This is a genomic window from Aliagarivorans marinus DSM 23064 (assembly GCF_000429485.1).
In the GTDB taxonomy this organism is placed as follows: Bacteria; Pseudomonadota; Gammaproteobacteria; order Enterobacterales; family Celerinatantimonadaceae; genus Aliagarivorans; species Aliagarivorans marinus.
The window spans coordinates 423943-436498 of record NZ_KE386909.1; the positions used below are offsets into that span (position 1 = coordinate 423943).

Genomic DNA, 12556 nt, shown 5'->3' on the forward strand with positions numbered 1-12556 from the left:
GGTAGGTCCGGCGTTCGTCGGGCCTACCAAGGCCCATTTACCCTCACGGCCCAGCAAGGTTCCGGCTTTGCTCTGAACACGAATCTGATTGGTACTTCATGAAATACACCTTAGTACTTGCAACCCTGATAGCCTCTGGGGTGGCTCAGGCCGCTACGCCTGACAGCCGGCACGACAACCTGCCCAATGGCTTTGCAGAGTCGGCGATCCAGTGGAAGCTCTTCTCACCGCTCAGCGATGAGTTTAACGCTGAGCAACTCGACAGCGATAAGTGGGACAATGCCCCGCGTTCACTGAATGTGGGGGCGTGGTCGTTCGACCCCAACAATGCCTATATCAAGGACGGCCTGCTGGTTATCGAAACCACCCAAGACACCCACACTCGCCGCTTTGCTGATAGCTGCCGAGATGGCGTCGCCGGCGGTAAGCCACAGTTTGTCGACCGTACCTTCTACTACAAGTCGGGTGCGGTTCGCATGAAAACCGAGACGGTATACGGCTTTTACGAGGCGCGTATTAAAGGCGTTGAGCTGTTTCCCGGGCTGAGCCCGGCGTTTTGGCTCTATAGCGATGGCCACCCTTATCCCGACCGGGGTAACAGTGAACAGCAGTACGTGGATTACAGTGAGATCGATATCGTTGAGCTACAGCAAGCCGATTGGCGCGCGCCAAACGATGTCGACGACCAGTACGATATGGACCACAACCTGCACGCGCGGGTGGAAGAAAACGGCAGGCTGGTATGGAAGCGCCCCAAAGCCCATCCCGAAGACCAATTGCTGCACTACCGTGCGCCGTTCGATCCCGGCAAGGGCTTTCATACCTATGCGGTTGAGAATCGTCCTGACCGTATCACCTGGTATGTGGATGGCGTGAAGGTGGGTTCCAAGCCCAACAAATGGTGGCACCGACCAATGCGTTTGACCCTGTCGCAGGGGCTGCGCCGCCATCTGATTAAGTACAATCCGGGCTGCCAACGCGCCGATCCCAACCCTGATAACGTGATCACTGCGGGCTTCCCTGAGCAGGCGCGTATGCAGGTTGAATACGTGAAAACCTGGAAGGCGCAGCCATCAATTTGGTTTGAGGGCGCCGCTGCAGTACAGGCCAATGTCTATTCACGGCAAAAGCCCTTGGACGTTGAGGTGGGATACCACGCCGGTAGTGACTATCACCTGGTGGCTGCCAGTTATCAGGGGTTGACAGTGCAACTAGTGGAGAAAAATGCCCAAGGGGTGGAGAAGACCATCGCGATGGTTAGTGATACGCAGGCGCTCGGCGATGACTACAAGTATGCCGGTAGCAGTATGTTGCAGCTGGTAGCTGAAAACAGCGTGTTATCTGATGAGCTGCCGCAAGGGCACTACTATGCGTTGGTCGCCTCGTTTAGTTCGTCGAACGGTTCCGATGTTTACTCAAACGAAACCCCGATTACTTTGATTGACTAGTACCTTCTACCCGTCAAAAAGCCCTATACCGGAGCCTATTTGGTATAGGGCTTTTCTTTTCTCCCGCTGTAGCTTTGTCACTTATACGACTACTTGGCTGTTAAGTGTTCACACTCAGTGACAGGAACATTGCTACCGATTAACTCGCCCTGTTCGTTATAGCAAGGGACCTCCGGAGCGGTGGTACTTTCACTGTGCGAAGCGGCCGGTAAAGTAAACAGTATTAGGCATAACATACTGATTGTTCTCATTGCTCTCTCCTACTTTGAAACATGGTGGGTATGCAAGCGGAGTATAGAGTAAATATATTGAATTGCTTATTTATTTATCAATCGTCGTCGATATGCCGTTTATTGATTTTCATTATTGCAATAAAAACAATGGTATAGCGGTTTCTTTCTGGGTTTCTTTTTTCTTGATAATTTAAGTTTTTAGTGGCGTGAATATGGGATTATTGTTTCATATGGTGGTATTTAAAAGATATTTTAATATTTTATTTGGCGAGGGGGTTAAATAAAAAAGCTGACATCAAGAGTGATGCCAGCGAAACGGATAGGGAACGATAAGCTAACAATACTGGTTTAAAACTTGATTAATCCTCCTGTACCCAAACACGCACATATTCCACTTCCATCGTTGTTGGCAGGCCGGTTTCACCTTCAAGATCGACAGGGTAGAACTGGTTGCAATCCCAGCGGGTGAACTGTTCACCGCGCATACCTAATGACAGGGTTACCGACATATCAGCATGCCAATACAGGTTTTTCTTATAGCCAACCTGCTCGCCATCTACATACCAGGTGATATCGTCGGGAGTGACGTTAACCGCATAGATGTGGAAATCTTCACGGGGATCAAAGCCAAGGTTGTGTAGATTCTGGTTAGTCTCTGGGAACGGCTTTGGACGCATCCATTTGGGTTTGCCGTCCTCTACGATCACGTTGTGTAGGTTGTGGTCGCTGTGGGTAACATCTTCATTGTCTTGCTGCAGCTCTACTACGTCGATCTCGGCATATTGCACGTCGCCATCTTCTTTCAGTGAACGGTCAAAGTCGCTGTAGAGCCAAAAGGCCGGAGATACGCCCGGGTGAAGATCTGCGCCCTTCACTTTGGCTTCGTAATAGCCATAGGTGCCTTTTACCTTAGACTTGGCGATACCGGATTTGAAGTAAAGTGGGAAGTCGTCAACCGCTTGCTTGTTACAGCCATCCCAGAACTTTCTGGTATGTTCTTCGTGAACGGCGCTTAGCTTCATGATGCCGTCTTCTACGGTGACGTTGCTTTCGTCCCAAGTCCACACTCCGAACGACATTGGCTCAAAATTCCATTTGTCGTAGTCTTTTGTTGCAAATTCATCTGAGCGGTCTTCTTGTAATACCCATTGCTCACCCGGTTGGGCAGTATGTGGCATTGGTGTTGCTGCATAAGCGCTTCCCATAAAGCCCGCAATTAGCAAGCTTAGGCTTATGGGTTTAATTGTCTTTTTGTTCAAAGCACGAACTGTCATTACTTACTCCATGTTAGTAACACTTATATATTGTTATAAACGACAAGGCTAATTCAATCTGTCGTGGCTTTGATTCTGCCTAAGCTTCATGTAGCTATTTATGGCAGTTGCCATAATTAACTATTTCCCTACGATCTTATTTGTAAAACTGTGCGCCAAGTACACCAAAACCGGTGCTGGTTACTTTAAGCATTATATTCCTGGGATAATCGGTACCATTGTCATGATGGTATTGATATTCAGGATCGAACATGAAATAGGTGTTGCCAATGTCATCACGATTAGCATATACCGCGAGGTAGGCCGATGAGCTGAGTGCTTTAGCATCATTCAAGTGGGTATAGAAATAGTCAGTGAGGTTGATGCTGCCATGTTCGACCCAGTTGCTTGGTGTTTCTTGGCCCACAGGGAGGAAGTTTTCATCTAACAGTTGATACAGCGGAGTGAATACATACTCACTGTTTGCATAGCTGTATAAGTGGGCTTCTGCTGTTCCTTGAGGGATGGATATGAGTTTGACTGCTCGGTATCTACCATACAGGCTCACCAAGGCATCACTGTTGTCGATGGTATAGGTGGTTAGGGCATCAAGCTGGCCGTCGATTACCGATATGGACTCAATTGAGGCTGGGGTATTAGTACCTTCAGCACTATTTGAGTTAATAGACTGCCATATTTGAGAAATGTCTTTAATCTCATTCTTTTTTGTTGGTTGATGTACCACAGGCTCATGTTGTGAGCTGCATCCCAAAAGAAAACTAAATAGCAATAAGCTAGCTGTTTTAGTGTTGTGACACTTGACTGCACTTTTCAATTTCGTTCTCCGTTTATATGTTTCCATGTCATCGCTAGATATAACAAGCGATCGCCAGCTTAGTATAAGCCCAATCTGTTATTTCTCATAAATAAAATTGCTGCTCAACTTCCCGCTATATGGGAATAATCCAAAATAGCGATGTTGTTAATTGCTGATAAATAATTGCAGTGTGATAATTGCTCACGATTAATTAATCCAGCTGCTTACCCCTTGTGATTGTCGGATTTAATAGTTTAACCATATGACTTACAGAGCTGACAAAGTGGTATCGCATGGGAGACTAATTATTAACGGAAAATATATATAATAATGAGGGATGTTCTCAGTGAATAAGTTGCTACCTAGTATTGTAATGTCTTCGTTGCTGCTCTCCGCAGCGACTGTTGCTGATGATAATTTTAGATTTACCGGTTATGCCCGTTTTGGCGCAGCCTATACCGACGATGATCCGTTGTACCGTAACTCCATCCGTAACGGGATTAACGTTATCAAGACTGCTGGCAGTCAGTATGCCCTGACCGGACACCTGGCCAACCAGGCAATGGGCATCGAGATTGGTTTTGAAAAGAAATGGAAGGCTAATGGTTCCAATTGGCGCGCCCTGTTTATGGCCACCGATAACTACAACTCCGATCCTTGGCGTTCCGCTCAGGCGTGGGCTGGCGGTGACAACGTAATCAAGTCGAATCCATCAGCGATGCCTTGGGCTGGCCAACGCTATGCCCAGCGTGTTCAGATGCTATTGAACAACTACAAGCCTTTGCAAAACGATGGCACCGGTGGCGGCATCGACAACATCGACCTGGGATTTGGCAAGCTAAGCGTTAGTGCCATCTCAGGCCTGACCAAAAATGGTTGGGCTACCGATAGCAATGGTCGCTACGCCTTGATGACCAGCCTAAAAGGTGTGCGGATCACTGATGGCCATACCTTGGATTTTTTCGCCAACTATGGCTTTGGTGATAGCCGCGATCACTTTAATGGTAACGGCGAAAAGTTTGATTACGACGAAGATGCCTATCAACTGGGCGTGCTCTATAACAACAATCGCAAAGATGGCTGGACCAAGTACATGGTGCGCTATGGCCGAGGCGTGAAAGAGAACATTGTACGCAATGTTGTGGCGGAAGACGGTGGTTCGCTGGGCCTGTTTGTTTATGGCCAAGAACGATTGTCACCTAAGTTCTCCATCATGTATGCCCTGAGCCATGAGCATAACGATATGTCGACCAACCGCGATGGTGAAACCGAAAAGTGGAGTCAGGCAGTGTTCCGTGGCGGCTACTACTACACCACCCATATCAGTACCTGGTTAGAAGCGGCCTACGACTATATCGACTTCTATGATGGCAATAACTCATCATGGAAGCTGACCCTGTCACAGAACTTCTCCTTGGGTAATCATCTGATGTCTCGTCCTATCGTTCACTTCTACGTATCAACCGGTGGACTGGATACCGAAGTTGTCGCCAACTCCGGCGCCAAGCTCGGTACAGCCGATGCGCTATCTGTGGGTACCTACTTTGAAGTGTTCTTGTAAACCCAGCTAAGACTCCGCTCGTTTGCCACTGGCACCGGGGAACCGGGGCTAGTGGCAAACACCCATACTTTTGTGATTTTCGGGAATCAAGTCGACATCGCTTGGTTCCTTTTTTATGCGTGCCTAAGTCCTATCCAGTGGTTCCGCCCTTACTTAGAACGTAGAAAAGCCATCGATACCACCACTAACACCAGCCCTAAGCCATGGAGAATCGTAAACGCTTCTCCAAGAAAATACACCGCAGCAACAGTAGTGATAAGTGGGCCTATGTTTGATGTGATACCAATCTCGGCAGGTGAGAGTATTTGCATTCCGGCAGAGAGCAGGTAGGCGGGCAGTACGGTGCACACCAGGCCCAATGTTATGCCTAGCACAATCAACTCGTTGCTCCACGTGCTTACATCGTTACCGAATAGAGAAAAATGTAGCAGTATGGCGATACTCGCACTTGCCATGCCTAAACTGGTAAACAGCGAGCTTCCCATCTTGCCGATTAATGGTTTGCTGGACAACAGGTAACAGGCGAACACAAACGCTGAAGCAGCAGCAAGGCTGCTACCAAATAGTACATCGGCGCTTCCTAGCGAAACATCACTCAGTGCAATGGCCGCAACACCGAAATAGCCCAAAACAACCGCAATGATCATGCTAGGTGTGGGGGCCTTTTTATAGATAAGCCATGAAAGGAATATCACGATACTGGGGTAGAGGAAGAGTATCAGGCGCTCCAACTGAGCGGATATATAGTTGAGCGAGGTCAGATCAAAATATACGGCCAAATAGTAACCTGCCACCCCGAGTAAAGCGGCTTTCCAACCTTGTTGTTTTACTACTTTGCGGTTATGTGGGCGAGCCAACAATATGCACAATATGGCGAGATAAACAGGTAGTGCGCTAAGCGCGCGCAGCAACATAACCGACTGGGTATCACCGCCAAACTGATAGGCGATTTTAACCAGTATGGGTTTGAGTGACATCAGCGCTGCACCGAGCAGTGCAAACATCAGCCCTTTGAGCTGGCTGTCGTGAAAAAGGCGTTTGCTGATCTGATATAGGTTGTGTGAAGCCATTCTCTAATCCTTAAAAAAGCTGGACTACGAGAACGATTCACTGTGGCTACGATTCTCGTAGCCAGGCATACCTCATCCTACCAAGCTACAGGCAAGAATGAAGGCCAACGGTTGAAGTGAAGATAAGTGTTCATATTGTCTCCAATACTATCTTTATGTTTTTGGTCAATCAAGATATTAAGCTATCTATATCAATCAGTTACTGCCACTAATAACTGGGTGATTTACACTGAATAATTCACTGAAAATATATAAGGAAAGTACTCCCTATGAGTATTTCTACGAGAATCACCATTTTTCTAGTCCGCATTCAACTCAGTTGAGAAAGCAAAGGGGCGAGTACTCGAAGAGATAGGGTTTATCTTACAGGGAGTAAGTACTTGGTAATTCAGGTGCACCCCTATGTCAGCGAGGTTGATGCTGATGGACTTAACTATATTCGGATTTGTCAGGTATGAATTCACTGCAGATGTAAGACCTATCAATACGAATGCGAGCGTGTACTAACCGACAGTTGTGACCACCAGAAACGCCTAACTGTTGGAGCTAGCGTAGAAAAATGAGCCGAATCAAAATCACTATACCCATAGTGCTGAATATCTATGTAAAAATGACCTTAGCGGCAACTTTTCTCTAGTTATCAAAAGGATGGCTAGTGAATCATCTTGGTGTGCAGGGTTATTTGTGGTATCGGCCCTATCTGCTTAGGTTTTGGTGGGATTATCTTCGGTGGAATGACGAGGGGAATGGGTATAAAATCCGCGCTTTTTACTGTTGGTCTTACAGCTGAAACGCGCCTTAGTTGGTGCGCTAGGGCACTGAAGCTCATATTGGAAAGCAGCTCAAGGCTGGAGCTTCTAGGTTAAGCCTTAAGCTTGGGCTGGCTGGCCTCTAGTCTAATGCTTTTAAAATCACTTAGTGAGTTACTTAAAATGAAGATGCTAATGAAAATAATCTCGATCTCTTTAGCGATTTGGGTGTTTATTACTTCTGTCTTTCTTGTTGTAAGCGGGCTTGGGGTTTCAAGTGGAATCGGAATGATGGTTTTCTCTATCTATGTCGGTAACTATGCACTGAGAAATAGTGGCACGCTACGTAAAAGGAAAGGGGGTTAGGTACGCTTCAATGAGGTTTCTTCCTAGTTTTGACTATGGCTTAGCTGACTGATAAATAAAGTAAGCATAATAATTATTGATTGATAAGTGTGGCGAATGATTATTTACGTAATGTTTTTCCAATTGGCATTCTCAGTTGTATATGCGATTTATGCGCTGAGATTGTCCTATAAAATTGCAGCCTTAGAGAACTATGAAAAAGGCACCGCCCATCTTTATGCCTGCATCCAGAGCTTTGCGATGGGGTTCGAGCAGAGTTTAGGGTGTGAGTTGACTTCTCAACATAGTATCAAGTTATTTGGTGATCTTAAAGCTGCTATAAAGGTTTATTATTTGGTGACGTTTTTATTGGTGGGCTCTGTGTTCGTTTATAAGTTCATTTCTTAGTGAGCTGCTGATAGTTTTCTATAAGTGCCGATTACAGAGGTGGGATATTTAGGTTCAGCTTAATCCTTACTGTTTAACCCTAGATTTGGGAAGGGCGTAACGCTTGTTGCTTAAGCGATAGAATGGTATTTATGATGATTTTAATGTTTGAACGTGAGGCGATTTAATGTTGGAGATGATTCTTGCTACTCTAATTTGCATGCTTATACCTTTCGTTACCTTAACGATACTACTGTATTTATTGATGATTTGGAAGGTGGAAAGGCGCTTGGAGGAACAGCACTTTGAATGCTGGCGGGATTTAGGTAGTCCGCACTTTATTAAAAATAACACCATATCAAACAACGGAAGTTTTTTAAAATTTCTAAAGAACGATGGCAATGGTATAGATGATGAGCACTTGTTGAAGATTATTCGCCGTTGCTGGACGCTTTATAAAGTATCCATGGTCTCGTTTATTGCTTTGAATTTTCTTATTGTATATGTTTTTGTTTGGTTATGAGTGAGGAGATTGTTGATCAGGAGTATGTTGGTTTTTCAGTCTCTTTTTATTTTCATGTTTTTTTTAGGGGTGTTGTCTGCAGGCTTGCATGTAGCTCTTCTGATTGCTGTCAAATCTCGGCTTAAAAAAAATAAGCATTTTAATCATTGGAAAGCGTTGCGATTAGATGAGTTTCGAGGCCCTGATTACTCCAAGGTTGCAGACCAATTCATGGAGTTTGTTCATGATCGCGGACGAGTAGGTAAACTTGAAGATACGCGTTTGTCTAAGCTAGCTTATGCGTGCTCGAAAACTTTCTATTCAAGCCTCTTTTTGATTGTTGCTGTACTGGTGCTGATTCCATTTGTTATTAGTGAGTTGGATGCGAGTTGATTGGGGTTGACATGTATGACTTTACATCGAGGTATTGTATCTGTTGGTGACTTTAAGACGGATCAGGATACTGAAACCTAAAAGCACGTAGCTTCGCATGGAGACTTGCATATGATACTCGTAAATCGTGTGTGGTTCGTACTAAATTTTTAGCGGTTATGAATGTTAATGTAATGAAATATCTTGGTTTTTTGCTATTGATGGTTGCTCTGAATGGGGTTGCAAATGAGTATGCGTGGAGCGATGGTACTTGGCCAATACCTGATGGCTATCAAGTATTTTTAAATCAAGAATCCCCAACCTCACAGCTAGTTGTTATTGACAATAGCGAACTGCTTGATGTCTACGCAATGAAAAAGAAAAGCACAGGGTCCGTCCTCTTCTTCTTTAGTCAGGGGCGCGCTGAAAATGAGGGGCTTGGCAATAGAGTTGGCTGTATAAGGGGGGCGTATGTTTACGAGCTCCTTCACAATGATGAGATTGTTTATCAAATTTCCATAAATCCAGATTACTTGGTGATCTACTCTGGTGAGGCAAGGCAGTTTTTGGAAGACTTTTTTGGAGATTGTTAGGGAAACCACACTTAGTCACAAATAGCAGCAAGCTGGTTGATTTGACAAAATGGTTCATGTGAAGTTGAGAGCAACCAAGAGCTATCAAAAAAAATAAAGGTCTTCTACTTTTTATGTCATTAGTATTTTTGGATTTCTGCAATTTATTGCGGTGTTGGCTGTGGTTTGATTTGCCGTTGAGCGGCGAAATGTTAGCTTGTTTAAACGTGTTGTGTAATTGGCGTAAGTATTTGTAGGTGTTTGTGATTGTTATAGTTTATTTCATATACTGTGCGTTGGCTTTATATGTAACTATTTTATTTTATGATAACAACCGTCCTTTTTTTATTATTTTTATATGGGGTGTGTTATTTAAACTAATTTATGAATTGCTGTCAGGCAAGAGCATGGGGTTTGGTGCAGGAAAAATCCCACCAGGTGCAGGTGGAGCAAGGTGGTTTATGGTTGTTATTATGTTTTTTTGGCGGCTGTGTTGACAATTTACTATTGGCATGAGTTGGTCGCTCCATTTAAGTTAGGCGCTGTAGAATAGAAGCTAGCTAGCAGGATATCCACATATCATTTAGACGCAGTAGCTACGCGTCTGGGACGGCAGTCTTTGTCCGTCGACTTTCAGTTGGAAATAACTACATTCAGTCGTTGTGAGTTAAAGGAAGAGGCTCCTATTACTGCGGAATACCGAGTTAACATGAACGATTTTAGCTCTACTATTATTGGTGATATTGATATTGCTCCTACTGGCTCCAAAGTATTGAGGCAAGTCGAGGAGTTAAAACAAAAACTACAGGATTTAGAATATGTCCAGCTACTTGCGCGAATTTTCCAGAATTATTTTTGTTGGTTTATTATCTTTTGCTGTTGGCAAAGTATTGAACAGTGTTGAGGTTGAATTAGGTACTATGCGAACTGAGGAGGGGGTGAACTATAATGAGTACTATGAAAGTCTTGCATCTGGTGGATTAGTGACTGAACAGCAATTTGAAAAAATGAAACAGCTAAATGATGCCTATATTGAAAGCACTCAAAGCCCTGATGTTCAGCGAAGGGTGACTTTTAATCTTCTAGTACTACGACCCGCTGTTATACTATTTGTGGGTGGCTTGTATTTTTTCTTGGCGAGATTTATAAATCATAAAAATACACCTCATTATCTATTTTACTCATTGGTTGTTTTCTCTGCAATTGCGGTTTCTGGAGTTTTTTCCGCGTTATTGATTAGTATTTTGTTTTACTTAGGCTGCAAAAGAGCTTTACATCTCAGAGCTTGAGGGTGTGATGACGAGCAACCATATCACGCCACACATAACTTTGAACCTAAAGAGAGCGTTACTTGCTACATAAGCGTGATATGAAATCAAGTTAGCAGGATATCCATAATACCTATCTCGATCACTCAAGTGGGTGAATCTCAGACTGATTCAAAAAGCCAGTAGAGGTGACCTGTCCTGAGCTGCACATGCTCGAGCGCGACTATTTTTACGGGTCTGACATCCTGTGTGTTTGCGGGTGTAGGTCAGGCGCTAGGCAATAGCTCGGGCTATATCGGTAAGACGTTCGGTGGCTCGCCGTGGGGGCGCTCGTTCGTGCATGGCATGACGGGGGGAGCCTGACTGTGATGAAGGGCGACAGTTTTGGGGCTGGTTTTTGAGTAGTGCCTTCGCGAAAGGCCTTACTACCGGTGACAACGGCCTAGGTAAAGGCCGGGGCTTTGAAGCGGCAGGTGTGAATTTTGGGAACGTCGCGGTAGCCGCGTTAGCGGGTGGTGCGTCGAGTCACTTTGCGGGCGGCTCGTTTAGGAATGGGGCTCAAACGGGGCCTTGGCTAATTTGTTTAATGAGCAAGAAGGCATCTCCAAATTGTCCGACTTCGCGATCTCTGTTGGCGATTTCGTTACTGGTTATGGTCCAAGAGTAATGACTTTTATTGACGGAGGCTCGCAAATGCTAGCAGGAGCAGCAATGTGTAAAGTCTCCCTTGGGCTTGCATGTAAGGGCGGCATGGTGTTGATGGCTAAAGGTATTGACAATATGCAAACAGCCATTACCGAATCTAATTGGTTAGAGGGAAGCCTTCAATACGCTAGTATGTCAGAAGAAGGGGCTAAGGTTACGTCCGCAGTAGTTGACATGGGTACCTCAGTCAGAGCGGCTACAGGAAAGATTATGATTCAGAGTGGAAAGGTGATTCTTCCTGATCGAAAGTTTTACCATATGAGCAAAGCTGACTGGGCAATTGAGGCAGGTGGCCTTACCAATTCAATTGGTGGGATTATTATTGATGATCACTAAAGGTTTTAATTTTGAACTATATTGTTAAGTTTTTTTCTTTGGCGTTTTTTTTAACGATTTACCACATTTTATTCTCTCAGTTTTATAACTTAGATGATGATTTGATGGGGGTGGTTATTTGCTTAAGTGGTGTGTCTGTGGTTTTAGTCGAGATGGCTTTTGGTTTGCCTATTGGTATAGGTGCGTCTTCTCTGGGCCGAGAGCATAAAGCTGAAAGACTTTTCCTTCTTGTATCTCTAATTGTGTGTACCATTTGTGTTTTAGTTTGGCAATGGCCGGTGCTATCTACTCCAATCTTCTCATGATGAAAATGACTTTACTCGGCGGAGAGTTATTGGCCTTAGCGGATGGGGCTTTGAAGCTGCAGGCATTGATTTTGGGAATGTCGAGGTAGCCGCGTTAGCGGGTGGTGCGTTGAGTCATTTTGCGGGCGGTTCTTTTAGGAATGGGGCTCAGACCGGGGCTTTGGCCAACTTGTTTAATGAGCAAGAGGGTTCCAAGAGGCTTTTGGATAGGATGAAAGAGAGAGTCTCATTTTCTGTAAGGGGAAGAGCCGGCCTTGGGCTCGGCGGCGAAGTTGGGCCGTCGGTAGAGCTTCAAGGGGCGTTGTTGCCTAAATAGAATTGAACCTATTCGCTCATCTGCGATCTGATCGTTAAACCCTACTATCAGGTCGCACTATGGGCACCGCCAAGGGCAAAATCACCAATTGGAAACAGTACAATCACACCTTAACTCAAAGAGGCTCGTTAACCTTTTGGATGGACGATGCGGCTATCAAGCATTGGTACAACCAACACCCTTCTGGTCGCCGAGGTCGTAGCAATACGTACAGTGACTCAGCCATCAGCACCGCGCTCATGATTAAGGGCGTGTTTAAGCTACCTCTGCGAGCGCTGGAAGGATTTATCAACTCGATATTTCGTCTGATGGATGTT

Annotated in this window: 12 protein-coding genes; 9 read left to right on the top strand and 3 right to left on the bottom strand. The window is 45.1% G+C overall.

The window, feature by feature from the left end; all coding sequences use genetic code 11:
- The first annotated feature begins 98 nt into the window (after window positions 1-98).
- The gene (locus G461_RS25745; protein ID WP_051333755.1) at window positions 99-1448 is read left to right on the top strand and encodes a family 16 glycosylhydrolase; all 1350 of its coding nucleotides are present in this window, start codon (window positions 99-101) and stop codon (window positions 1446-1448) included.
- A 592-nt stretch (window positions 1449-2040) separates the two neighbouring features.
- Here G461_RS25745 and G461_RS25165 read toward each other — a convergent pair.
- Window positions 2041-2955, bottom strand: a complete 915-nt coding sequence (locus G461_RS25165; RefSeq protein WP_084429454.1) for a family 16 glycosylhydrolase — start codon at window positions 2953-2955, stop codon at window positions 2041-2043.
- A gap of 136 nt (window positions 2956-3091) precedes the next feature.
- A complete protein-coding gene (locus G461_RS0121575; RefSeq protein WP_169727286.1) occupies window positions 3092-3769 on the bottom strand; it encodes a MalM family protein in 678 nt (225 codons plus the stop codon).
- A gap of 328 nt (window positions 3770-4097) precedes the next feature.
- On the opposite strand from G461_RS0121575, the gene G461_RS25170 reads away from it, so the two are divergent.
- On the top strand, window positions 4098-5312 hold the full coding sequence (locus tag G461_RS25170) for a carbohydrate porin (protein WP_169727287.1): 1215 nt from the start codon (window positions 4098-4100) through the stop codon (window positions 5310-5312).
- 149 nt (window positions 5313-5461) lie between these two features.
- Here G461_RS25170 and G461_RS0121585 read toward each other — a convergent pair whose 3' ends face one another.
- Entirely contained in the window at window positions 5462-6382 is a 921-nt protein-coding gene (locus tag G461_RS0121585; RefSeq protein WP_051333758.1) for a DMT family transporter, read from the bottom strand.
- Window positions 6383-7593: 1211 nt separating this feature from the next.
- Here G461_RS0121585 and G461_RS0121595 point away from each other — a divergent pair.
- From G461_RS0121595 to G461_RS0121625, 7 genes are all read left to right on the top strand, one after another.
- Complete coding sequence (locus G461_RS0121595) at window positions 7594-7884, top strand: hypothetical protein (RefSeq protein WP_026973409.1); 291 nt, start codon at window positions 7594-7596, stop codon at window positions 7882-7884.
- Between the two features lie 526 nt (window positions 7885-8410).
- Entirely contained in the window at window positions 8411-8758 is a 348-nt protein-coding gene (locus G461_RS0121605) for a hypothetical protein (RefSeq protein ID WP_026973411.1), read from the top strand.
- 131 nt (window positions 8759-8889) lie between these two features.
- Window positions 8890-9330, top strand: a complete 441-nt coding sequence (locus G461_RS0121610; RefSeq protein WP_026973412.1) for a hypothetical protein — start codon at window positions 8890-8892, stop codon at window positions 9328-9330.
- Between the two features lie 797 nt (window positions 9331-10127).
- Window positions 10128-10598, top strand: coding sequence for a hypothetical protein (locus tag G461_RS0121615; RefSeq protein WP_026973413.1), 471 nt, complete (start codon window positions 10128-10130; stop codon window positions 10596-10598).
- Window positions 10599-11147: 549 nt separating this feature from the next.
- Window positions 11148-11618: a hypothetical protein gene (locus G461_RS0121620; RefSeq protein ID WP_026973414.1), complete on the top strand. Its 471-nt coding sequence runs from the start codon at window positions 11148-11150 to the stop codon at window positions 11616-11618.
- Between the two features lie 11 nt (window positions 11619-11629).
- Window positions 11630-11923 carry a hypothetical protein gene (locus G461_RS26195; RefSeq protein WP_157360392.1) on the top strand — a complete coding sequence of 98 codons (294 nt, stop codon included), beginning with the start codon at window positions 11630-11632 and terminating at the stop codon, window positions 11921-11923.
- 375 nt (window positions 11924-12298) lie between these two features.
- On the top strand, window positions 12299-12556 hold a 258-nt coding region (locus G461_RS0121625), incomplete at its 3' end, for an IS5/IS1182 family transposase (protein WP_026973415.1).